Consider the following 22,372-nt stretch of genomic DNA (forward strand, 5'->3'; position numbering starts at 1 on the left):
AGGGGAGCACGCCCGTCCCCGCCCCGTTCGAGAGGAGTCACGATGAGCGACTACCAGGTCGTCAACCCGTCCACCGGTGAGGTCGAGAAGGAGTTCGCCACCGCCACCGACGCCGAGGTGCAGGACGCGCTCGCGCGCAGCCACGCGGCGTACGGCGAGTGGCGCACCACCACCCTGGACGAGCGCGCGACGATCCTGCGCACGGTCGCCGACCTCTACGACGAGCGCGCCGACGACCTCGCGGCGATCATCGCCCGCGAGATGGGCAAGCCGCTGCGCGAGGGCAGGGGCGAGCTCAAGCTCGTGTCCTCGATCTTCCGCTACTACGCCGACCAGGGCGCCGCGCTGCTGGCCGACACCCCGCTGGATCCGGCCATGGGCGGCAACGCGGTCGTGCGCAAGGAGGCGATCGGCCCGCTCCTCGGGATCATGCCGTGGAACTTCCCCTACTACCAGGTGGCCCGCTTCGCGGCGCCCAACCTGATGGTCGGCAACACGATCCTGCTCAAGCACGCGCCGCAGTGCCCCGAGTCGGCGCTCGCGATCGTGCAGGTCTTCGCCGACGCCGGGCTGCCGGCCGACGCCTACATCAACGTCTTCGCGACCAACGACCAGTCGGCCGACATGATCGCCGACCCGCGCGTGGTGGGCGTCTCGGTCACCGGCTCCGAGCGGGCCGGCTCCGCCGTCGCCGAGGTCGCCGGACGCCACCTCAAGAAGGTCGTCCTCGAGCTCGGCGGCTCCGACCCCTTCATCCTCCTCGATGCCGACGACCTCGGCGCCGCGGTGAAGTCCGCCGTGCGTGGCCGGATGGGCAACGCCGGCCAGGCGTGCAACGGCGCCAAGCGGATGATCGTCGTCGACGACCTGTACGACGACTTCGTCGAGCAGTTCACCGCTGCGATGTCCGGGCTGAAGCCCGGCGACCCCTTCGACAGCACCACCGGATTCGGCCCGCTGTCGTCGGAGCAGGCCGCGACGAACCTGCTCGAGCAGGTCGAGGACGCCGTGTCGAAGGGCGCGACGCTCCGCACCGGCGGCAAGCGGCTCGACCGTCCCGGTGCCTTCGTCGAGGCGACCGTGCTCACCGACGTGACGCCCGAGATGCTTGCCTACCGCGAGGAGCTCTTCGGTCCCGCGGCCGTCGTCTACCGCGTCGCCGATGCCGCCGAGGCCGTCGCGCTGGCCAACGACTCGTCCTTCGGCCTGGGCGGGGTGGTCTGGAGCTCCGACACCGAGCAGGCGCAGCAGGTCGCCGACCAGCTCGACACCGGCATGGTGTGGATCAACAGCGCCCAGGGCTCGGCCGCCGACCTCCCGTTCGGCGGCACGAAGCGCTCGGGCGTCGGTCGCGAGCTCGGCCCCTACGGCATCGACGAGTTCGTGAACAAGAAGCTGATCTACACGCCGGCCCGCTGAGCGCCGCTCGGCCGGGACGCGGGGTTCATCAGCCGAGGCTGCCGCCGTAGGAGTCGGCGGTCAGCCGGTCGATCAGCCACTCGCCGTCCCGGTCGACCAGCGTCGCGGTCCCGTGCCAGTAACCCCCCGCGGGTTGCCCCTGTTCCATCTGGAGCTCGTCGCCGATCATCGGATAGCTCGTGCCGGCGTGGTCGAACTCGAAGTCGACCCGGATCGTGTCGCCCACCCAGCGCGCGTTGGACAGGGCGACGCTCACGTGCGAGTCGGTGACCATCGACGGCCGACCCTCCATGCCGGCCTCGTAGGCCGCGGTCGGGTGGACGTCACGGGAGGTGAGGTAGACCGCCTGCTTGTCGATCTGCCTGCTGGTGGGCTGCCGCGCCCGGGACCGCACCGCGAAGAAGGCGCGCACGGTCGCCTCGGCCGACGCGATGCCAGCCGCTTCGGCGGCTTCGTCCCGCGCGGGGGCGGGTGCCGCCGCAGGACCTGGCCGCTCGGGCACGGAGGAGAAGTGAGCCCCACCCGCAGCGGCGCCGAGCGCGACGACCACTGCTGCCCCGACGGCCGCGAGGGTGGTCCGGGTCCTCGTCGCGCGCACGTGCCGATGGTAGGCAGGGCGACGCGCGGCGGGAGGCGGAAACGGCAGATCGGAGTGAAACGGCTCACCTCTTCGGCCTCTGTCCCGCCTGGGACGGGCGCACCCGATTCGACAGTCGTGCCGTGCCGTGTTCTCGTGGAGTCACCGCAGCCGCCCCCTCGACGACGAGGCGCCTCCCCTCGTGAGGCGAGCGCTGGCCGTGGTCCAGGCGCCCGAGACGGCGCCGCGTCCGAGCGCCCCGGAGGCGTACCCCCGATCTTGTGAGGTCCGAAGCACGTGCGTGCCACCACCACACCTGCCCCGTTCGCCCGCTCCCGTGGCGTCGCCGCCACCATCGCCGCGTCCGCGCTGGCGCTGACCCTCGTCCCCGGCAGCGCGGCTGCCGTGTCGAGCGCCGAGCCGGTCGACGTACGCCTCGAGGTCGCCGACGCGGCTCCCGTGGCGGTCGCCGTCACGCCCCAGGCGTGGCCCGGCCAGCTCCTGGAGGCCTACGGCGTCCCCACCGACGACAACGACCTGGTCGACGTCGTGCGTGACGGCCGCGAGGTCACGGGCAAGCGCAAGCGCCTGCGCCAGGGCGACGTCGTACGCGTCACCGACGTGGTCAAGGAGCGCAAGACCAAGCGCAAGAAGGTGCGCCGCGGCACCGTCGAGGTCTTCACGACGAAGCTCAAGCCCGGCGTGCGCAAGGTCGTGAGCAAGGGCCGTCCCGGTGTCCGCAAGGTCGTCGCGATGAAGACGCTGCACAACGGCGAGCCGGTGAAGTACCGCGTCGTGAAGAAGAAGATGGTCCGCGACCCGCGCCCGCGGCGCGTCCTCGTCGGGCGCAAGGCGTACGCCGTCGCTGGTGCCGACGGCCTCAACTGGGGGGCGCTCGCCAACTGCGAGTCGGGCGGCAACCCGCGCGCGGTGAACCCGGCCGGCTACTACGGGCTCTACCAGTTCGACCTCGGCACCTGGCGCAGCGTGGGTGGCTCCGGCCTCCCGACCGCCGCCTCGGCCGGCGAGCAGACCTTCCGCGCGAAGCTGCTCTACAAGCAGCGCGGCCGCTCGCCGTGGCCCACCTGCGGTCGGCTCCTCTGAGCCCGACGGCTCACTGGGCGCCGGTGAACCCCTGCTGGCGCCACGCCTCGTAGGTTACGACGGCCGCGGAGTTCGACAGGTTCAGCGACCTGCGCCCCGCCAGCATCGGGATCCGGAGCCGGTCGGTGACCCGGGGGTGCGCCAGCACCTCGTCCGGGAGGCCGGTCGGCTCCGGACCGAAGAGCAGCACGTCGCCGGGCTCGAAGGCGACGTCGGTGTGCCAGCGGGTCGCGTGCGCGGTGAACGCGAAGACCCGCGAGCCCGCCAGGGCCCGGCTCGACAGCGCGGTGTCGAGGTCGGGATGGACGACCACCGACGCTAGGTCGTGGTAGTCGAGCCCGGCGCGCCTGAGCTGCGGCTCGGACAGGTCGAAGCCCAGCGGCTCGACGAGGTGCAGGGTCGCTCCGGTCCCGGCCACCATGCGGATCGCGTTGCCCGTGTTGGGCGGGATCCGGGGCTCGAGGAACATCACGTGGAACACGCCGTCAACCTAGCCGCCGACCCGGTGGCCGGCCGGCCGGGGGCGTGGTCCACACTTGTCACCTGCCGGCTCGCCAGGGCCGGTCCTGCGGACGTGGTGTAGTTGCAGCACGGCTCCCTTCCAGGGAGATGGTCGAGGTTCAAATCCTCGCGTCCGCTCCACTTCTTCCTCCTCAGCAGCCGCGACCTAGGCTCGGGGCATGACTGAGCAGACGATGGCGGGCCGTACGGTCCTGGTGACCGGGGCGAGCGACGGGATCGGCGCCGAGGCGGCGCGCGTGCTGGCGGAGCGGGGCGCGACGGTGCACGTCACCGGGCGCTCCCTCGACAAGCTGCGGCCGGTCGCGGAGGCCGTCGGCACCGAGCCCCTCGTCGCCGACTTCTCCCGCCTCGACGACGTACGCCGCCTGGCCGAGCAGGTCGCCGAGCGCGTCGGCACGCTGGACGTGCTGATGAACAACGCCGGCGGCACCTTCTCCCCGTCCCGGACGACCGCCGACGGCCACGAGCCCAACTTCCAGGTCAACCACCTCGCGCCCTTCCTGCTCACGAACCTCCTGCACCCGAAGCTCGCCGCCGCTGGTCGCTCGCTCGTGGTGAACACGTCCAGCATCGCCAACCTGATGGGCAAGGTCGTGCTGGACGACCTCGACCACGAGCACCGCAAGGCGCGCGAGTTCGCGGCCTACGGCACGGGCAAGCTGATGAACATCGTCTTCACCCGCGGCGCCTCCGACCGCTGGTCCGGCGACGGCATCGTCTCGGTCGCCGTCCACCCCGGCCCGGTGGGGAGCTCCTTCGGACGTGACTCGTGGCTCGTGGGGCTGCTCTACCGCACGCCCCTGAAGCGCTTCGCCACGATCAGCGTCCCCGAGGGCGCGGCGCCCCTCGTCGCCCTCGCCGAGCGGGGGCCCGACCAGGAGCTCGACGGCCGCTACTTCAGCCGTTTCACCCCCGACGGTCGCGAGAACAGGCAGGCAAGCGACCGCGCGATCATCGACGGGCTGTGGGAGCGGTCCGCAGCGCTCACCGGGATCGCCTGAGCGGCCCGCCTCAGAGCGCGCGGGCGCGCAGCATCCGCAGCACCAGCTCGGAGCGCTCGGTGAGCGAGCCGACGACGACCGGCGCCGCCTCGGCGGCCGCCACCTCGCGGGCCCGCGCGACCCACGCCTCGTCGACGGCGTACAGCGGGAAGAGGCTGGCGGTGAGGGCGAGGCCCGGGATCATCCCGCCCTCGTGCAAGGTGGGCAGCGCCTCGAGGTAGCGCGCGGGGTAGGGGGCCAGCACGGGGTCCTGGCCGGGGCGCCAGAAGGCGGCCGCCACGGTGCGGGCGGCCTGGATCGGGACGGTGCGCCCCACCACGGCTGTCCAGGCCTCGTCCTTGGCCTCGGCCGAGGGTGAGCTGGCACGTACGGCGAGGGCGCGGACCCACGCGTCGGGGTCGGGGTCGCGCTCCTGAAGCGCCTGCACCGCGTCGGTGTCGACCTCGCCGAGCTCGGCCCGGCGCTCGAGGACGTACCACTGCAGGTCGAGGTCGTCGCCGGCCAGCTCGCGCACGGTGGCGAGGTCGTCCTCGCCGGTCGCGGTGCCGGCCAACGCACGCAGGGCAGCCTGCCGGGACACCCCGGTGTCGACCATCTGGCGCGCGGCAGCGGCGACCTGTGCCTCGAGGCTGGCGCGCTCGGACTCCGGTGCCCACCGCCGGGCGGCCTGGAGGGCGAGCTCGAGGCAGGGCTCGGCAACCGTCTCCACGGTCTCCACGCGCAGCACGTCGGTGAGCGCGCCCACGGCCTCGGCCGTCGTGGCGTCGCCGTGGGAGAGCATGTCCCACACGGTGGCCATCGCCACGGCACGGGTCAGGGTCGTGGGCAGGCCCGAGGGGTGGCTGACCAGCACCTGGCGCCCGGCGGCGTCGGGTCGGGTGGTGGCGAAGGTCGTGTCGTCGTGGTTGACGAGGTAGAGGTCGGCGTCGGGGAGGCCCTCGACCGGGGTGCGCTCGCCGGCCACCTCGACCCGGACCGAGCCGACCTCCTCGAGCGCGTCGCCGGCGCGACGGTAGGCACCCACGCCCACCACCTGCGGGTGCGGGGCGCCGTGGGCGCCGGCTGCGGTGAGCACGAGACCGTCGTCAGCCTGCTCGATGCCGAGCCGGTCGACACCGGCGGTCTCCAGCCAGGCCGTGCGCCACGGCTGGAGGTCGCGCCCGCTGGCCTGCTCGAGCGCACCGACGAGGTCGTCGAGCGTGGTGTTGCCCCACGCGTGCTCGGCGAAGTAGGCGCTCATGCCGACGCAGAAGGTGTCCTCGCCGACGAAGTGCATGAGCTGCTTGAGCACCGCCGCACCCTTGGGATAGGTGATCGAGTCGAAGATCGACTCCGCGTCGGCCACGGTGGGCACGGGCTGTCGGATCGGGTGCGAGGCCGGGCCCTGGTCGGCGAGGTAGGCGTTGAGCTTGTCGCCGACGAGGTTGTTGGCCGCGGTGTCGCCGTAGGCGGTGGCGCGCTCGGCGGCCCACATGCAGGCGAACTCGGCGAAGGCCTCGTTGAGCCAGAGGTCGTCCCACCAGCGCATCGTGACGATGTTGCCGAACCACATGTGCGCCATCTCGTGCAGCAGCACGTTGGCGAACACCTGCCACTCGGCGGTGGTCGGCTCGTGGCGGCGCAGGATGGCGTCGGACCACGTGACGCAGCCGTAGTTCTCCATCGCCCCGCCGAACTCGGGCAGGAACACCTGGTCGTAGGACCGCTGCGGGAAGGGCATGCCGAAGCGGTCGCCGAAGAACTCCAGCCCCTGCGTGGTGAGGGTGAAGAGCTGCCCGGCGTCGCGCTCCAGCGCAGCGGCGAGGGTCTGGCGCGCGTAGAGGCCGAGGTCGTGGCCGCCGGCCTCGTGCCGCACCTCGACGAAGGGACCGCCCACCACGACCGGGTTGTACGTCGACAGGGGGGGTGTCGGCTCGAAGGTCCAGCGCCGACCACCGTCGACGTCCTCGACCAGCGGTTCGCCGGAGTTGCTGACGACCGTCCAGGCGGCGGGTGCGGTGACGGTGAAGGCGTGCGGCGCCTTGAGGTCGGGCTGGTCGAAGCAGGCCCACGCGTAGCGCGCCTCGTCGGGCTCGAACGAGGTCCAGAGGTAGACGTTGTCGTCGCCGGGGTCGACGGCGCGGTGGACCCCGCGACCGTGCTGGGTGTCGCGCTGGACGGTGGCGATCACGAGCGTGTTCTTCTCGGCCAGCCCGTCGAGGACGATCCGGCCCTCCTGCGGCGCGGGCAGCAGCTGACCGTCGAGCGTGGCCGACTCGACCTCGGCGCAGCAGTCGACGAAGGTCGACGCCCCCTCGGCGGCCGTGAAGCGGATCGTGCTGACGGCACGGAAGTCGGGGCCGTCGACCAGGCCGGTGAGGTCGATCGAGATGTCGTAGGAGGTGACCGACAGGAGGGCCGCACGCTCGACGGCCTCCTCCTGCCGAAGGCTGCGGACGGGCACGGGGTGGTCCTCACTCGAGGTCGGGTGGTGCGTACGACGCCCGAGGCGAGCGACGGGTGCAGCCTAGGGCGGGCGCCTCGGTCGGGGCGAGGGTCACTCGCCGATGCGCGTGCGCACCTCGTAGAGCTCGGGGAAGAACGTCAGACTGAGCGCGCGGCGGAGGAAGTCCACGCCGGACGACCCACCGGTGCCGACCTTGTGCCCGATGACGCGCTGCACGACCTGCAGGTGGCGGAAGCGCCACTGCTGGAAGGCGTCCTCGATGTCGACGAGCTCCTCGCAGGTCTCGTAGACGCCCCAGTGCTCGGCCGGCGCGGCGTAGACGGAGGCGAAGACCTCGACCAGGTCGGGGTCGGTGGTGTGCGGCTGCGTCCAGTCGCGCTCCAGCAGCCGTTGCGGGACGGCGTACCCCTGGCGGGCGAGGTGGGCGAGGAACTCGTCGTAGAGCGACGGCTCGTGGAGCAGCTCGTCGAGCGCGGCGCGGGCGCCCTCGTCGTGGGAGAAGACGTCGACCATGTCAGCGTTCTTGTTGCCGAGGAGGAACTCCACCTCGCGGTACTGCGCGGACTGGAAGCCCGAGCTCGTGGCGAGGAACGGGCGGATCTCGGCGTACTCGCTCGGGGTCAACGTCGCGAGCACCGACCACTGGTCGGTGAGGGTGTGCTGGATGTGCTTGATCCGCGCCATCCGCTTGAGGGCGGGGGAGAGGTCGTCGGAGCGGAGCAGCGCGCGGGCCGAGCGGAGCTCGTGGATCATCAGCTTGAGCCACAGCTCGCTGGTCTGGTGCTGCACGATGAAGAGCAGCTCGTCGTGCTGCTGGGGGTCCGACCGGGGCTGCTGGGCCGCGAGCAGGACGTCGAGTCGCAGGTAGTCGCCGTAGGACATCGAGCGCGAGAAGTCCTTCTCGATGCCGTCCTCGAGCTCGCGCCTGTTCGGTGATCCATCCATGGGCGGCAACCTATCCCTCGTCGCGGTCGGTGGCCTCGTCTACCGTCGACGCCATGCCCCCCGCCGAGCCCGAGCGCAGCCGCACCTGGGTGCCGCACTGGCCGTGCGCTCCTGCGCAGGCGCTGCGCCCCCAGCGTCGCGGAGCGGGCGACCCGACGCAGCGCCACGAGGAGTCGGGACGGATCTGGCGCGCGATGCGTACGCCGACCGGGCCGGCGACGCTGGCGATCCTGCCGCGGCCCTCGACGGGCGACGTCCTCGGGCGGGCGTGGGGGCCGGGCGCCGACTGGGCGCTCGAGTCGATGCCGGGCCTGCTCGGCGCGGACGACGACCCGAGCGGGTTCGAGGCGCACCACCACCCCGAGGTCGCGGCCGGGTGGCGCAGCCACCAGCACTGGCGCATCGGCCGCACCGGCCTGGTGATGGAGTCGCTGGTGCCGTCGATCCTCGAGCAGAAGGTCACCGGCAAGCAGGCCTTCGGCTCCTTCCGCGAGCTCGTGCGGCGCCACGGCGAGCCCGCGCCCGGGCCGGTCGCGGCCCTGCGCCTGATGGTGCAACCGACGCCGGCCACCATCGCCGCGATCCCGTCGTGGGAGTGGCTGCGGCTCGGCGTCCAGCCCGCCCAGTCGCGCACCCTCGTCACCGCCTGCCGGCTCGCGCCGTCGCTGGAGCGGATCACCGAGGTGTCCGTCGAGGAGGCCGACAAGCGCCTGCGATCCGTGCGCGGCATCGGCGTGTGGACCAGCGCGGAGGTGCGCCAGCGCGCCCTCGGCGACCCCGACGCGGTGAGCTTCGGCGACTACCACCTCGCCAATTGGGTCGGGTGGGCGCTCGTCGGCCACGACATCACCGACGACGAGATGGCCGAGCTCCTCGAGCCCTACCGCCCCCACCGCGGCCGGGCCGCCGCGATGGCGATGGCCGGGGGGCAGCAGCGCCCGCGCCGGGGCCCGCGGATGAGCATCCCGACGCACCTGCCAACGAGGTGAGGCTCAGAGCAGCGGGCGCAGAGGCGCCAGGAAGCTCTCGGTGAACTTGCGGTTGAGGTCGCGCGCCTCCCACTCGTGGAGCGTGAGCTCGAGGCAGTTGCCCTCGTCGGCGAGGAAGACCCGCTCCATCACCGCCGCGAAGTCGGGGTCGATGACCTCGATGTTGATCTCGTAGTTGCCCTGCAGGCTGAGCCGGTCGATGTTGGCCGTGCCGACCGTGGCCCAGCTGCCGTCGATGGTGGCGGTCTTGGCGTGCACCATCGCGTCCTTGAAACGCAGGATCCGCGCCCCCGACGCGAGCAGCTGGCCGTAGTAGCCGCGCGAGATCCAGTCCGCGACGATGTGGTTGGACTTCAGCGGCAGCAGGATGCGGACGTCGACCCCGCGGCGCGCCGCGTCGGTCAGCGCGTCGACGAAGTCCTGGTCGGGCAAGAAGTAGGCCGTGGTCAGCCAGATGTTGTGGCTGGCGCGGTTGATCGCCTCGAGGTACATGCTGCGGATCGGGAAGTTCCACTGCCGCGGGCTGTTGCGGTGGATGCGGATCTGCGGGTCCCACTGCGACGACGTCTCCAGCAGCAGCGGACGCTCGCTGCGGCGCAGCCGGTGGCGGCGGTTGAGGTTCCAGAAGTCGGCGAAGGCGCGCTTGAGGTCCCACACGCCCGGGCCGGTGATCCGCACGTGCGTGTCGCGCCACTCGGTGGCGTACGCCGAGCCGATGTTGTAGCCGCCGAGGAAGGCGACCTCCTCGTCGACGACCAGCATCTTGCGGTGGTCGCGACCGTAGTGGCGCAGGTCCCAGAAGCGCAGGCCGGCAGTCCACACGGGATAGCGCAGCACCTTCAGCGACGGGGAGAACCGCTTGAAGGCGGGGGAGACGACCATGTTGGCGAAGCCGTCGTAGATGCAGTGGACGTCGACGCCCCGCTCAGCAGCAGCTGTGAGCGCGGTCTTGAACTTCCACCCGATCTCGTCGCCCTTCCAGATGTAGGTCTCGAAGAGGATCTGCTTCTTCGCCCCGTCGATCGCGGCGAGCATGTCGTCGTAGAGGTCACGCCCGAAGGTGTAGGTCGTGATCAGACCGTCGCCGACCGGCACGGTCTCCGGGACGGTCACGGGGAAGGGCTTCGGCTTCTTGCCGCGGCGGCGGTAGGAGTCGACGAGCGACAGCGCCACGGCCAGTCCGACCTGCAGTCCGAGGAGGCCGAGCAGGGTCCGCCGCGCGGTGGTCAACAGGCGGGCGACGGTCACGCGGACAATCTAGCCACGCAGTCCACTCGAGCGCCGCCACGGCGCCCGGTTCCACGTCTCGACCCTGGGGGACATCGCGGCCGCGACGTGGGCGACGGCCAGCGCGACCTGCGCCAGCCCCAGCCAGGTCCGTCCCGTGCTCATCACCCAGAGCCCAAGCAGCCCCCAGCACGCTGCCACGACGAAGGACCACGTGCGTCGGCTGGGCCCGGTCCCGGTGCGCTCCATCGCTCGAGTCCAGGGCTCACCCCCGCACGCGGGGTGGAGCCGCTGTCGGTGGCGGCCCGTAGGCTCGACGCATGCGTCCAGTCACCGATCTCCAGCGCCGGGTGGCCCCCTTCAAGGTGGTCTCCGACTACGAGCCCTCCGGCGACCAGCCGGCGGCGATCAAGGAGATCGTCGAGCGGATCAACGCCGGCGAGCAGGACGTCGTGCTGCTCGGCGCGACCGGCACCGGCAAGACCGCGACGGTGGCGTGGGTGGCCGAGCAGGTCCAGCGTCCGGTGCTGGTGCTCCAGCCCAACAAGACCCTCGCCGCGCAGTTCGCCAACGAGCTGCGCCAGCTCTTCCCGGAGAACGCAGTCGAATACTTCGTCTCCTACTACGACTACTACCAGCCCGAGGCCTACGTCCCCCAGACCGACACCTACATCGAGAAGGACTCCTCGATCAACGAGGAGGTCGAGCGGCTGCGCCACAGCGCGACCAACAGCCTGCTCACCCGCCGCGACACGATCGTGGTCTCGACGGTGTCCTGCATCTACGGCCTCGGCACCCCGCAGGAGTACGTCGACCGGATGCTGCGCCTCAACGTCGGCGAGGAGCACGACCGCGACTCGGTGCTGCGCCGGCTGGTGGAGATCCAGTACACCCGCAACGACATGTCCTTCACCCGCGGCACCTTCCGCGTGCGCGGTGACACCCTCGAGATCTTCCCCGTCTACGAGGAGCTCGCGGTCCGGGTCGAGTTCTTCGGCGACGAGATCGAGCGGTTGATGACGCTCCACCCGATCACCGGCGAGGTGATCTCCGAGGACACCGAGCTCCACGTCTTCCCCGCCACCCACTACGTCGCCGGTCCGGAGCGGATGGAGCGCGCGATCAAGGGCATCGAGCTCGAGCTCGACGACCAGCTCGCGACCTTCGAGAAGCAGGGCAAGCTGCTCGAGGCGCAGCGACTGCGGATGCGCACGACCTACGACGTCGAGATGATGCGCCAGGTGGGCTCGTGCTCGGGCATCGAGAACTACTCGATGCACATGGACGGCCGCAAGCCCGGCAGCGCGCCCAACACCCTGCTCGACTACTTCCCCGAGGACTTCGTGCTCGTCGTCGACGAGTCCCACGTCGCGGTGCCGCAGATCGGCGGCATGTACGAAGGCGACATGTCGCGCAAGCGCAACCTCGTCGACCACGGCTTCCGGCTGCCCAGTGCGATGGACAACCGGCCGCTGCGGTGGGAAGAGTTTCTCGAGCGGATCGGCCAGACGATCTACCTGTCCGCGACCCCGGGCAACTACGAGCTCGACCGGGTCGGCGGCATCGACGGCACGGTGCAGCAGATCATCCGCCCGACCGGCCTGATCGACCCCGAGGTCGTCGTGAAGCCGACCAAGGGCCAGATCGACGACCTGATCCACGAGATCCGCACCCGCGCCGACAAGAACGAGCGCGTGCTGGTCACCACGCTGACCAAGAAGATGTCCGAGGACCTCACTGACTACCTCCTCGACGCCGGCATCCGCACCCGCTACCTCCACTCGGAGGTCGACACGCTGCGCCGCATCGAGCTGCTCCGAGAGCTGCGGATGGGCGAGTACGACGTCCTGGTCGGCATCAACCTGCTCCGCGAGGGCCTCGACCTGCCGGAGGTGTCGCTCGTCGCGATCCTCGACGCCGACAAGGAGGGCTTCCTGCGCTCCGACAAGTCCCTCATCCAGACCATCGGTCGTGCGGCTCGCAACGTGTCCGGCCAGGTCCACATGTACGCCGACAAGATCACGCCCTCGATGGAGAACGCGATCGGCGAGACCAACCGTCGCCGTGCGATCCAGGTCGCCTACAACACCGAGCGCGGGATCGATCCCCAGCCGCTGCGCAAGAAGATCGCCGACATCACCGAGATGCTCGCCCGCGAGGACGAGAACACCGAAGAGCTGCTCCGCACCTGGGCCGACGTCGGTCAGAAGGGTCGCGCAGGGGGAGTCAAGGCCGGGAAGTCGCCGACGCCCGCCCTGTCGCGCATCCATGCCGAGGCGCCCGACACCGCCGGCATCCCGAGCAGCGATCTCGCCGAGCTCATCCAGGGCCTCACCGACCAGATGAAGACCGCGGCCGCCGAGCTGCAGTTCGAGGTGGCGGCACGCCTGCGCGACGAGATCAGCGACCTCAAGAAGGAGCTCCGCCAGATGATGGAAGCGACCAAGTAGCCTCGCTCAGGCGGTCTCCCAGAGCCCGATCAGGTTGCCCTCGGTGTCAGTGAAGTAGCCGGTGAAGCCCATGTCGCCGACGGCCATCTTCTCGGTGACCGTCTTCCCGCCGGCGGCCTCCACCTTGCGCAGCGCGTCGTCCACGCTCGCCACGTCGATGACGAGGTTCGGCGCCTTGCCCGGGAAATCCGCGCTCCGCTCGAACATCCCGCCGTTGATGAATCCCGGCTCGGTCGGACCCTCCTCGGGGTCGCTCGGGCCGGTCATGACCATCGTGTAGTCCATGCCTGGCACGACGGCCGTCTGCCAACCGAACGTCTCCGTGTAGAACGCCTTGGCACGGTCGCCGTCGTCGAACGGGATCTCGAAGTGCACCACCTTGCCTGACATGCTGCCTCCCTCGTCGCAGTGTCGATCCTCCAGTGAACTGCGGCTCGCGGAGCGGGTCAACAGGTGCATGCCGGTCGGTCTCAGCCGGACTCCTCGCGCCTCCTGAGCTCCCTGCGTTCCTTCTTCTCGAGGCGGAGATTCTCCTGCTCGACGATGTCGTCCCTGTTCCAGAGCACGCAGGCGACGTTGAGCTCGGTGCCGAGCATCACGAAGAGCGGCCTCGGTGCGCTCGTCGTACTCGACGCGGGTGAGGCGCCCTTCGGCGAAGGCGTCGGCGAGGACGCTCTCGATCGCGGCACGGTCGCGGTCGGAGGCCCGCATCGCCGCGTTCTCGGGGCGGCGCGGGTCGTGGTCGAACTGGCTCCACACCTCGACGCCTGGCACCGTCCCAGAACAGGCACGGCCCACCCGACGGGAGGTGGGCGGCGTGCGCTCCCTGGGCACGGTGGCTAGGTTCGGCCCATGAGCACCTCCATCGACCTCGGTCGCCCGATCTCCGGCGACGTCATCGACCTCATCCTCGAGGACCACCGGCGCTTCGAGGCGTTGTTGCGCGACCTGCGCGACAGCACGGCCGACCGCGACGCCGTACGACAGGCGTTGGCCGCGTTGCACGTCGCGCACGCGGAGGCGGAGGAGAAGCACGTCTATCCCACGCTGCGCCGCAAGGACGCGATCACCGAGCACGAGGCCGAGCACGGCGAGGAGGAGCACGCCGAGGGCCACGAGGCGATGCTCAAGGTGCTGGAGCTCAAGGGCACCGACACCCAGGCCTTCGACGACGCCGTCGAGGAGCTGGCGACCGCCCTGAACCACCACCTGACGGAGGAGGAGCTGACGATCCTCAACCCCGCCAGGGACGAGGTGGGTGAGCAGGTGCGCGCCGAGCTCGGCACCGCCTTCGCCACCGAGCGCAACAAGCAGCTCGACGCCGACTGCGGTGCCATCGACAACGTCCGCCGGATCGTGAAGGCTGCCGAGCGTGAGGGCCTTCTCGACGAGGACTCCGACGACTGAGGTGGTGGCCGGGTGGACGTGACCCGCATGCGGGAGGTGTGCAGCGCCTTCCCCGGCGCCTGGCCCGACGACCCGTGGGGCCACGACCACCCGGTCTTCAAGGTCGGCCCGGCCGACCGTGGCAAGATCTTCGCCTCCCTCGCCGCCGACAGCGTCGGCGTCAAGGCCGCAGCGAACCGCGAGGTGGCCGACGAGTGGCTGGTCCGATATCCCGACGACGCGAGCGTGATGGCCTACATCGGTCGCTCGGGGTGGAACGACCTCAAGCTCGACGGGGCCATTCCCGACGACGAGCTCGTGGAGGCGGTCGAGGAGTCCTACCGGCTGGTGGTCTCCCGTCTCCCGAAGCGCGACCGCCCGGAGGGCTGGGAGCGCTGAGCCGTCACCCGCGGCGCCGCAGGATGGTCAGGCCGACCATGCGCGAGACCACCATCGCGATGTAGAACACCCCGGTCATCATCTCGACCATGACGATCGACCTGGCCTGCGAGCCCACCGCGACGATGTCCGAGAGACCGACGCTCGTCAGGACCGAGAAGGACAGGTAGAGCAGCTCGAACCAGCTCTGGTCCGAGCCGGACGGGCTGGAGAACGAGTCCGGCCACAGCACCTGGACGACGGAGTAGGCATAGGCGAAGGCCCACGCCACGACGGTGAAGGCCGCGCCGGTGGCGTAGTACTCGTCGGTGGTCACCTTGTCGTCGTGGAACAGGTAGCGCAGCATCGCGTAGGACACGTAGACGTAGAACGGCGCGTGGAGCAGCCCGGAGACGAGCACGACGGCGTCGTTGTCGGGGAAGACCGGCTCGACGAGCGTCAGCAGCATGGCCGGAGCCCCGAGGAACAGGACGACGCGGCTCGCCGCGGGCGTACGTCGCACGGCGAGGACGGCGGCGCCCACCGCCAGCATGCCGATGCCCCCGAGGCTGGCCCGGCCCACCACCGAGTCGTCGAGGAAGGGCCACAGGAGCACCTGCAGGAGCTGTGCGCCCAGCAGCAGGGCGGACGGGTGCGTCACCAGTTGTCCGAGTGGTCGCTTCACGAGGAGGGAGTCTAGGCACGCCGATGAGCCTCGCCGCGGCGCTCCGCTGGGCTAGGTTCGGGTCGTGGCACGACGAGTGGCTGGACGATCGGATCGGTGGGTGGTCGGTGGCCTCGCCGCCGTGCTCGCCGCGCTGCTCGTCGCCATCGCTCTGGTGACCACGTCCACGGGGGAGGTCGACGACGGGCTCTCGACGGCCCAACGCGAGGTCGCCGCAGCCGCGCGTGCCGAGGCGGTCGCGTTCCTGACCGTCGACCACGAGGACATGGACGCCGTCGTCGACGCCGTGCTGGCCGGCGCCACGGGCGACTTCGCCGAGCAGTACGCCGCCCAGCGCGACACCCTCGTCAGCGAGGCCGTGCGCACCGACGCCACCTCGACCGGTGAGGTCGTGGCCCTCGGGGTCGGCGACCTCGACGACGACGCCGCGACCGTCCTCGTCGCGGCCAACAGCACCGTCACCAACAGCGGCACCGGACCTGAGGGGCAGGTGCGCTACTACCGTCTGCGCCTCGACCTGGTGCGCGAGGACGGACGCTGGCTGACCAGCGCCGTGGAGTTCGTCCGGTGAGCATGGTGAGGCGCGCGGGCGTCGTGCTGGCGGTCCTGGTGGTCGCCGCCGCCGTCGCCCTCGCCTGGCTGGTCCGCGAGGGGCGTCCCACCACGACGTCGATCAGCTCCGCCGACGCAGCCGACGCGACCGTCGCCTCGCGCGCGGTGAAGCAGGAGGTCCGTGAGGTCGCCGCGGAGGCCGCCGCCCGGGCCTACAGCTACTCCTGGGACACCCTCGCCGAGGACAAGGCGCAGGCCCGGGCGCTCATGACCAGCGCGATGCAGGCCCGCTACGACCGCACGATGGCCGGCACGGGAGCGGCCGGCCAGCGCGAGCGCACGGTCGTCTCGGCGGAGGTCGTCGACACAGCGCTCGTCACCGCCACGGGGACCGACGCCCGGGTGCTGGTCTTCGTCAACCAGCGCACGACCGGTCGCGGGCTCGAGGAGCCCCTCCTCGACCTCGACCGGGTGCTGGTGAGCCTGGCGGACGTGGACGGCGAGTGGAAGGTCAGCGAGCTCGATGCCTTGTGAGCAGGGCGTCTTGGACGCGAGGATCACGACGTGGACGACGTGACGACCGACCTGCTGATCATCGGAGCCGGTCCCACCGGCCTCTACGCCGCCTACTACGCAGGCTTCCGCGGGATGTCGGTGACGGTCGTCGACTCGCTGCCCGAGCTGGGTGGACAGATCACCGCGATGTACCCCGAGAAGGCGATCCTCGACGTCGCGGGGTTCCCCAGCATCAAGGGGCGTGACCTCGTCGAGGGGCTCGTCGCGCAGGCCGCCACCGCCTCCCCGACGTACCTCCTCGACCGCACCGCGACCACGCTCGAGCACGGCGAGGACCAGGTGGTCGTCACCCTCGACGACGGCACGACTGTGACCGCCCGTGCTGTGCTCATCACCTCCGGCATCGGCAAGTTCAGCCCCCGCCCGCTCCCGGCCGGCGACGGCTGGGTCGGTCGCGGCATGGAGTTCTTCGTGCCGAGCTTCGCGCCCTACGCCGGCAAGGACGTGGTGATCGTCGGGGGAGGCGACAGCGCCTTCGACTGGGCCCAGCACCTCGAGCCGGTCGCGTCCACGGTGACCCTGGTGCACCGGCGAGAGGCCTTCCGCGCCCACGAGCGCACCGTCGCGGAGGTCAGGGCCTCGAGCGTCGAGATCATCACCAGCGCCCAGGTCACCGAGCTGCGCGGTGACGCCCACCTCGAGGAGGTGGAGATCACCGTCGACGGGCAGGAGCCGCGAGTGGTCCCGGCGCAGGCGCTCGTGGCAGCGCTCGGCTTCATCGCCGACCTCGGCGCGATCCAGCGCTGGGGGCTGGTCACCGAGAAGCGCCACGTCGTCGTCGACTCCTCGATGCGCACCAACCTGCCGCGCGTCTTCGCCGCCGGCGACATCACCGACTACCCCGGCAAGGTGCGGCTGATCGCGGTCGGCTTCGGCGAGGCGGCGACCGCCGTCAACAACGCCGCCGTGGTCCTCGACCCCTCGGCCCACGTCTTCCCCGGCCACTCCAGCGAGGGGTGAGGCGTCCGGCGCCTACCGGCGAGTAGGCATAATGGGGGCTTCATCGAGCGCGAAAGGCAGACCACAGTGCGCATCGCCATGCTGTCGTACCGCAGCAAGCCGCACTGCGGCGGCCAGGGTGTCTACATCCGCCACCTGAGCCGGGAGCTCGTACGACTCGGGCACGAGGTCGAGGTGTTCTCCGGCCAGCCCTACCCCGACCTCGACGAGGGCGTGCGGCTGACCAAGGTGCCGAGCCTGGACCTCTACCGCGAGCCCGACCCCTTCCGCGTGCCGAGGCTGCGCGAGTTCCGCGACCGCATCGACGTCGAGGAGTTCCTCACGATGTGCACGGCCGGGTTCCCCGAGCCGAAGACCTTCGGGTCGCGCATCGCGCGGTTGATGAAGGAGCGCGCCGGCGACTTCGACATCGCCCACGACAACCAGGTCCTGGCCCCGGGCGTCATGGAGCTCGAGTCCTACGGCCTGCCCGTGGTCGCCACGATCCACCACCCGATCACGATGGACCGCCGCATCGACCTCCAGACCGCGCCCACCTGGCGCAAGCGGATGACCCTGCGCCGGTGGTACGGCTTCCTGCGCATGCAGACCAAGGTGGCCCGCCGACTGCGCAAGGTGCTCACCCCCTCGGAGTCCTCGCGACGCGACGTGGCACGTGACTTCGGCGTGGACCCCGACCGGATGCAGACCATCCTGCTGGGCGTCGACGACGTGTTCGCCCCGCCCACCGCGCCGCGTGTGCCGGGCCGGATCCTGGCCATGGCGAGCGCCGACGCCCCGATGAAGGGCATCGCGACCCTGCTCGAGGCCTTCGCCAAGCTGAGCGTCGAGCGTGAGGTGTCACTGGTGCTGGTCACCCGCCCGGAGCCGGGCGGACGCACCGAGCAGCTGATCGACCAGCTCGGCATCGCCGACCGCGTCACCTTCGTCAGCGGCGTCACCGACGAGGAGCTCGTCGCGGTGATGGGCTCCGCCGAGGTGGCGTGCGTGCCGTCGCTCTACGAGGGCTTCTCGCTGCCCACCGCCGAGCTGATGGCGTGCGCCACGCCGCTGGTGGTCTCGCGCGCGGGCGCCATCCCCGAGGTCGTCGGCCCCGACGGGGAGTGCGCCGACCTCGTCACGCCGGGCGACGTCTACGAGCTGGAGCAGGCCATCGCCGCGCTGCTCGACGACCCCGAGCGGCGTACGACGATGGGCGCGGCCGGGCGCGCCCGCGTCGAGGAGCTGTTCAGCTGGCGCGCGGTCGCCGAGGCCACCGCCGCCGCCTACGAGGAGACCATCGCCGACTTCCGCCGCGAGCGGGGTCCGCGCGAGCAGGAGGAGAGCCACCGTGCTGACCGTTGACTTCGACCGCCTGGGCCTGCTGCCCGGCGACCGGGTGCTGGACATGGGCTGCGGCGCCGGGCGCCATGCCTTCGAGATGTACAAGCGGGGCGCCGACGTCATCGCGTTCGACCGTGACGCCGACGAGCTCGCGACCGTGCGCGAGTGGTTCGCCGCGATGCGCGACGCCGGGGAGGTGCCGGCCGGCGCCGAGGCCGACGTGAAGGAGGGCGACGCGCTCTCCCTGCCCTTCGCCGACGGCGAGTTCGACCGCATCGTCGCCGCGGAGGTGCTCGAGCACATCCACGCCGACGTCGACGCGATCAAGGAGCTGGTCCGCGTGCTGCGCCCGGGCGGCACTCTCGCGATCTCGGTGCCGCGGTGGCTCCCGGAGATCGTCAACTGGAAGCTGTCCGACGACTACCACAACGCCGAGGGCGGCCACGTCCGCATCTACACGGCCGAGGAGCTCGTCGACAAGGTCACCAAGGCCGGCCGCTCCAACGACGGCACGCCCGGCGACGCGATGGTCTTCACCGGCAAGGACCACGCCCACGGCCTGCACACGCCCTACTGGTGGATCAAGTGCGCGGTCGGCGTCACCAATGACGAGCACCCGCTCGCCAAGGGCTACCACAAGCTCCTGGTGTGGGAGATCATGAAGAACCCGAAGGCGCTGCAGTACGCCGGCAAGGTCCTCGACCCGCTCATCGGCAAGAGCATGGTGCTCTACTTCCGCAAGCCGGCATGACGCAGGTCCTCACCCGCGCCCAGGTCGAGCAGACCGCAGCCACGATCGCGGCGATGCAGGAGCCGTCCGGCGCGATCCCGTGGACGCCGGGGGAGCACACCGACGTGTGGAACCACCTCGAGTCGGCGATGGCGCTGATGGTCGGCGGCGAGCGCGAGGCCGCCGAGCGCGCCTTCGCGTGGGCGGTGTCGACGCAGCGGCCCGACGGTTCGTGGCCGATGAAGATCGTCGCGGGCGAGGTCGAGGACCACTCCGGCGAGACCAACATGTCGGCGTACGTCGCCGTGGCGACCTGGCACCACTGGCTGACCGCGCGTGACGAGGGATTCGTACGCCGGATGTGGCCGACGGTGCGGCGGGCCCTGGACTTCGTCGTGTCCCTCCAGCTCCCGTTCGGGGGCGTGGCGTGGTCGCAGGAGTGGCACGACGGTGCACCCGCGCGTGTCAACGAGCAGGCCCTGCTCGCAGGGTCGTCGAGCATCTACCACTCGCTGCGCGCGGGTGTGGCGCTCGCCGAGCTGGTCGACGAGCCGCAGGTCGAGTGGGAGCTGGCCGGCGGCCGGCTCGGGCACGCGCTGCGCGAGCACCGCGACCTCTTCCTGGACAAGTCGACCTTCTCGATGGACTGGTACTACCCCGTCCTCGGCGGCGCCGTCCGTGGTCCGGCCGCCCATGCGTTGCTGGCCGAGCGGTGGGACACCTTCGTCGAGCCCGGCCTCGGCATCCGCTGCGTGTCGACCAACCCGTGGGTGACCGGCGCGGAGACCTGCGAGCTGGTGCTCGCGCTCGACGCGATCGGCGACCGCGAGCGGGCCCTGCGCCTGCTCGCCGACATGCAGCACCTGCGCACCGACGAGGGGTCCTACTGGACGGGCTACGTCTGGCCGGACGAGGTCCACTGGCCGGTCGAGCAGACCACCTACACCGCGGCGGCGGTCATCCTGGCGGTCGACGCGCTCGCCGACGGCACCCCCGGCGCCGACATCATGCGCGGCACCACGCTGGCCCCGGACTTCGCGGAGATCGGCCTCCGGTGCGGGTGCCTGCCCTGCCTGCCCGAGGACGGCTCAGTCGGCGACCGGGTCGCCGGCGGCCCCCGACGTACGACGTAGGACCCGCATCGACCCGACGACGTCCACCTCGGTGAAGGCCCCGCTGGCCAGCGCGGGGAGGTAGATCTCCTCGTAGGGCGGGCGCCCGCCGTCCGCGGGGTCGGGGAAGACGTCGTGGACGAGCAGCACGCCGCCGGGCACGACCCACTGCGGCCACCCCCGGAAGTCGGCGCGCGCGGGCTCGACGCCGTGGCCGCCGTCGATGAAGAGCAGCGAGAGCGGCGTACGCCACCAGCGGCTGACCGTCTCCGAGCGGCCGACGACCGCGACCACCTGGTCCTCGAGCCCCGCGGCGGCGATCGTGCGGCGGAAGGTGGGCAGCGTGTCCATCACGCCGGCCTCGGCGTCCACGAGCGTGGTGTCGTGGTGCTCCCAGCCGGCCTGGTTCTCCTCCGAGCCGCGGTGGTGGTCGACCGTGAAGACAGTGCCGCCGGTCTCGCGGGCCGCGCCGCCGAGCCAGACGGCGGACTTCCCGCAGTAGGTGCCGACCTCGAGGGCCGGCCCGTGCGGGAGCCGCTCGAGCGCCCAGCGGTGCAGCAGGGCGCCCTCGTCCTCGGGCATGAAGCCCTTGGCGGCGCGGGCGTGCGCGAGCAGGTCGGCCGGGAGCGTCACCTAGGCGCTCCATTCGTTGCGTGCGTCGCCGTCGAGGTCGCCGGGCTCGACGCCGCTGTCCGCCTCGAGCCCGTGGCGCCAGGTGTTCCAGTGCCAGGAGAGGTAGCGATCGACGGCGCGCACGGCGTACGTGCTGCGGATCGAGTGGTAGACGTCGAAGGCGTGCTGGGCGCCGGGCAGCTCGGCGTAGACCACCGACGTGCGCGACGTGCGTCGCAGCTCGGCGACGAAGAGCCGCGCCTGGTCGACGGCCACGAGGGAGTCCAGGTCACCGTGGATGACGAAGAAGTCGGGGGCCTCCGGCGTGATCCGCAGGATCGGGGACGCCGCCTCGTAGACGTCGGGGGAGTCGGTCCAGGTCGTCTGCATGACGCGCGGACCGAGGAACGCGTCGCGCATCCCGATCGCGTTGGTCAGCCCGGTCGAGCCGGCGAAGTCGTAGACGCCGTAGAAGGGGACCGCAGCACGGACGCTGGTGTCGGCGTCCTCGAAGCCGGGCTGGAAATCGGGGTCGCCAGGGGTCAGTGCGGCCAGCGCGGCGAGGTGGCCGCCCGCGGACCCGCCGGTGATGGCGAGGTAGTCGGGGTCGCCGCCGTAGTCGGCGATGTGCTCGCGCACCCACGCGATCGCGCGCTTGACGTCGACGATGTGCGCGGGCCAGGCGTCGCGCGGGGCGAGGCGGTAGTTGATCGCCACGCAGACCCAGCCGCGGGCGGCCATGTGATTCATCAGCGGACGGGCCTGGTGCTCCTTGGCGCCGACGGTCCACGCGCCGCCGTGGACCTGGAGCAGCACCGGGGCGTCCTTGATCGCGTCCTGCCCGGCCGGGAGGTAGATGTCGAGGTGTCCGCGCTTGCCCGCCTCGGTATAGGGGACGTCGCTGATCACGCGAACGCCCGCGTCGGCGAAGTTGAAGGGCCGCGCGAGCCGTCGCCACGCCGTCGCCAGGTCGGCCGGGTCGGGCACCGCGTCGAGCTGCTCGACGTAGTCGACACCGAGGCCCTCGACGAGTGCCTCGTCGAAGCGGTCGGCTGACCGGCGGCTCTGGCGTACGACCCTGGCCAGGCCCAGCGCGCTCGCTCCGGCCAGTGCCAGGCCGGCCTTCGCGGCGATCCCCGAGCGTCGTCCGGTCGTCAGGTGGGTCGCGGCGTCGAGCGCCGTCACCGCGAGCACCTGCGGTGCGGCTTCGTTGAAGAGGAACCCGGCGAGGAACGAGCCGAAGCCGGCGCGTCGACCGCGGCTGGGACGCAGGGCGTTGGCGGTCAGGGCGGCGACGACGCCTTGGCGCATCAGAAAGCTCACCTGCTCAATCTACTGGCCGGTAGTTCTGTCCTGTCCGATGACCAGGATGCACGAC

24 protein-coding genes, 1 tRNA gene and 1 pseudogene are annotated in these 22,372 nt (G+C 71.3%); 14 read left to right on the forward strand and 12 right to left on the reverse strand.

Annotated features, from left to right (window positions below; genetic code table 11):
• The first annotated feature begins 42 nt into the window (after positions 1–42).
• The gene (locus K4G59_RS14185) at positions 43–1,419 is read left to right on the forward strand and encodes an NAD-dependent succinate-semialdehyde dehydrogenase (protein ID WP_231251720.1); all 1,377 of its coding nucleotides are present in this window, start codon (positions 43–45) and stop codon (positions 1,417–1,419) included.
• Between the two features lie 28 nt (positions 1,420–1,447).
• Here K4G59_RS14185 and K4G59_RS14190 read toward each other — a convergent pair whose 3' ends face one another.
• The gene (locus K4G59_RS14190) at positions 1,448–2,017 is read right to left on the reverse strand and encodes a hypothetical protein (RefSeq protein ID WP_231251721.1); all 570 of its coding nucleotides are present in this window, start codon (positions 2,015–2,017) and stop codon (positions 1,448–1,450) included.
• A 276-nt stretch (positions 2,018–2,293) separates the two neighbouring features.
• Between K4G59_RS14190 and K4G59_RS20535 the strand changes: the two genes are divergently transcribed.
• Positions 2,294–3,100: a resuscitation-promoting factor gene (locus K4G59_RS20535; protein WP_231251722.1), complete on the forward strand. Its 807-nt coding sequence runs from the start codon at positions 2,294–2,296 to the stop codon at positions 3,098–3,100.
• 10 nt (positions 3,101–3,110) lie between these two features.
• On the opposite strand, the gene K4G59_RS14200 is transcribed toward K4G59_RS20535, so the two are convergent.
• A complete protein-coding gene (locus tag K4G59_RS14200) occupies positions 3,111–3,581 on the reverse strand; it encodes a tRNA (cytidine(34)-2'-O)-methyltransferase (protein WP_231251723.1) in 471 nt (156 codons plus the stop codon).
• Between the two features lie 87 nt (positions 3,582–3,668).
• Between K4G59_RS14200 and K4G59_RS14205 the strand changes: the two genes are divergently transcribed.
• Positions 3,669–3,742 (forward strand) — tRNA-Gly (locus K4G59_RS14205).
• Between the two features lie 38 nt (positions 3,743–3,780).
• Positions 3,781–4,623, forward strand: a complete 843-nt coding sequence (locus tag K4G59_RS14210; protein ID WP_231251724.1) for an SDR family NAD(P)-dependent oxidoreductase — start codon at positions 3,781–3,783, stop codon at positions 4,621–4,623.
• Between the two features lie 10 nt (positions 4,624–4,633).
• Here the strand turns inward: K4G59_RS14210 and pepN are convergent, their stop codons facing one another.
• Both pepN and kynA read right to left on the reverse strand, forming a co-directional pair.
• On the reverse strand, positions 4,634–7,066 hold the full coding sequence (gene pepN / locus K4G59_RS14215; protein ID WP_231251725.1) for an aminopeptidase N: 2,433 nt from the start codon (positions 7,064–7,066) through the stop codon (positions 4,634–4,636).
• A gap of 93 nt (positions 7,067–7,159) precedes the next feature.
• Complete coding sequence (gene kynA / locus K4G59_RS14220; RefSeq protein WP_231251726.1) at positions 7,160–8,014, reverse strand: tryptophan 2,3-dioxygenase; 855 nt, start codon at positions 8,012–8,014, stop codon at positions 7,160–7,162.
• 53 nt (positions 8,015–8,067) lie between these two features.
• Here kynA and K4G59_RS14225 point away from each other — a divergent pair, with 53 nt between their 5' ends.
• A complete protein-coding gene (locus tag K4G59_RS14225; protein WP_231251727.1) occupies positions 8,068–9,003 on the forward strand; it encodes a DNA-3-methyladenine glycosylase family protein in 936 nt (311 codons plus the stop codon).
• Between the two features lie 3 nt (positions 9,004–9,006).
• Here the strand turns inward: K4G59_RS14225 and K4G59_RS14230 are convergent, their stop codons facing one another.
• Positions 9,007–10,251: a phospholipase D-like domain-containing protein gene (locus tag K4G59_RS14230; RefSeq protein WP_231251728.1), complete on the reverse strand. Its 1,245-nt coding sequence runs from the start codon at positions 10,249–10,251 to the stop codon at positions 9,007–9,009.
• A 9-nt stretch (positions 10,252–10,260) separates the two neighbouring features.
• Positions 10,261–10,479, reverse strand: coding sequence for a hypothetical protein (locus K4G59_RS14235; protein WP_231251729.1), 219 nt, complete (start codon positions 10,477–10,479; stop codon positions 10,261–10,263).
• A gap of 71 nt (positions 10,480–10,550) precedes the next feature.
• On the opposite strand from K4G59_RS14235, the gene uvrB reads away from it, so the two are divergent.
• Positions 10,551–12,680: an excinuclease ABC subunit UvrB gene (uvrB, locus tag K4G59_RS14240; protein WP_231251730.1), complete on the forward strand. Its 2,130-nt coding sequence runs from the start codon at positions 10,551–10,553 to the stop codon at positions 12,678–12,680.
• Positions 12,681–12,686: 6 nt separating this feature from the next.
• Here the strand turns inward: uvrB and K4G59_RS14245 are convergent, their stop codons facing one another.
• The 3 genes and pseudogenes from K4G59_RS14245 to K4G59_RS20680 all read right to left on the reverse strand — a co-directional run.
• The gene (locus tag K4G59_RS14245; RefSeq protein ID WP_231251731.1) at positions 12,687–13,070 is read right to left on the reverse strand and encodes a VOC family protein; all 384 of its coding nucleotides are present in this window, start codon (positions 13,068–13,070) and stop codon (positions 12,687–12,689) included.
• An 80-nt stretch (positions 13,071–13,150) separates the two neighbouring features.
• On the reverse strand, positions 13,151–13,279 hold the full coding sequence (locus tag K4G59_RS20180; RefSeq protein ID WP_269210178.1) for a hypothetical protein: 129 nt from the start codon (positions 13,277–13,279) through the stop codon (positions 13,151–13,153).
• 43 nt (positions 13,280–13,322) lie between these two features.
• Positions 13,323–13,391: pseudogene (locus K4G59_RS20680) on the reverse strand (hypothetical protein); the annotation flags it as partial.
• 141 nt (positions 13,392–13,532) lie between these two features.
• Between K4G59_RS20680 and K4G59_RS14250 the strand changes: the two are divergent.
• A complete protein-coding gene (locus K4G59_RS14250; protein WP_231251732.1) occupies positions 13,533–14,087 on the forward strand; it encodes a hemerythrin domain-containing protein in 555 nt (184 codons plus the stop codon).
• A 12-nt stretch (positions 14,088–14,099) separates the two neighbouring features.
• Positions 14,100–14,465 carry an MmcQ/YjbR family DNA-binding protein gene (locus K4G59_RS14255; protein ID WP_231251733.1) on the forward strand — a complete coding sequence of 122 codons (366 nt, stop codon included), beginning with the start codon at positions 14,100–14,102 and terminating at the stop codon, positions 14,463–14,465.
• 4 nt (positions 14,466–14,469) lie between these two features.
• Here K4G59_RS14255 and K4G59_RS14260 read toward each other — a convergent pair whose 3' ends face one another.
• Positions 14,470–15,129 carry an ion channel gene (locus K4G59_RS14260; RefSeq protein ID WP_231251734.1) on the reverse strand — a complete coding sequence of 220 codons (660 nt, stop codon included), beginning with the start codon at positions 15,127–15,129 and terminating at the stop codon, positions 14,470–14,472.
• A 100-nt stretch (positions 15,130–15,229) separates the two neighbouring features.
• On the opposite strand from K4G59_RS14260, the gene K4G59_RS14265 reads away from it, so the two are divergent.
• From K4G59_RS14265 to K4G59_RS14290, 6 genes are all read left to right on the forward strand, one after another.
• On the forward strand, positions 15,230–15,700 hold the full coding sequence (locus K4G59_RS14265; RefSeq protein WP_231251735.1) for an Rv1363c family protein: 471 nt from the start codon (positions 15,230–15,232) through the stop codon (positions 15,698–15,700).
• The gene (locus K4G59_RS14270; RefSeq protein WP_231251736.1) at positions 15,697–16,215 is read left to right on the forward strand and encodes a hypothetical protein; all 519 of its coding nucleotides are present in this window, start codon (positions 15,697–15,699) and stop codon (positions 16,213–16,215) included. Before K4G59_RS14265 ends, K4G59_RS14270 begins: the two co-directional genes overlap by 4 nt.
• Before the next feature lie 30 nt (positions 16,216–16,245).
• Complete coding sequence (locus K4G59_RS14275) at positions 16,246–17,217, forward strand: NAD(P)/FAD-dependent oxidoreductase (RefSeq protein ID WP_231251737.1); 972 nt, start codon at positions 16,246–16,248, stop codon at positions 17,215–17,217.
• Positions 17,218–17,283: 66 nt separating this feature from the next.
• Positions 17,284–18,561: a glycosyltransferase family 4 protein gene (locus tag K4G59_RS14280; protein WP_231251738.1), complete on the forward strand. Its 1,278-nt coding sequence runs from the start codon at positions 17,284–17,286 to the stop codon at positions 18,559–18,561.
• Positions 18,548–19,291 (forward strand): class I SAM-dependent methyltransferase, encoded by a 744-nt coding sequence (locus K4G59_RS14285; protein ID WP_231251739.1) that lies wholly within the window; start codon positions 18,548–18,550, stop codon positions 19,289–19,291. Before K4G59_RS14280 ends, K4G59_RS14285 begins: the two co-directional genes overlap by 14 nt.
• Positions 19,288–20,403: a prenyltransferase/squalene oxidase repeat-containing protein gene (locus K4G59_RS14290; protein WP_231251740.1), complete on the forward strand. Its 1,116-nt coding sequence runs from the start codon at positions 19,288–19,290 to the stop codon at positions 20,401–20,403. Before K4G59_RS14285 ends, K4G59_RS14290 begins: the two co-directional genes overlap by 4 nt.
• Here the strand turns inward: K4G59_RS14290 and K4G59_RS14295 are convergent.
• Positions 20,359–21,015: a class I SAM-dependent methyltransferase gene (locus K4G59_RS14295; protein ID WP_231251741.1), complete on the reverse strand. Its 657-nt coding sequence runs from the start codon at positions 21,013–21,015 to the stop codon at positions 20,359–20,361. The genes K4G59_RS14290 and K4G59_RS14295 overlap by 45 nt on opposite strands.
• A complete protein-coding gene (locus K4G59_RS14300) occupies positions 21,016–22,317 on the reverse strand; it encodes an alpha/beta hydrolase (protein ID WP_231251742.1) in 1,302 nt (433 codons plus the stop codon). It lies immediately after the preceding gene.
• Between the last annotated feature and the right edge of the window lie 55 nt (positions 22,318–22,372).

This window comes from Nocardioides furvisabuli (assembly GCF_021083185.1).
Taxonomy (GTDB): Bacteria; Actinomycetota; Actinomycetes; order Propionibacteriales; family Nocardioidaceae; genus Nocardioides; species Nocardioides furvisabuli.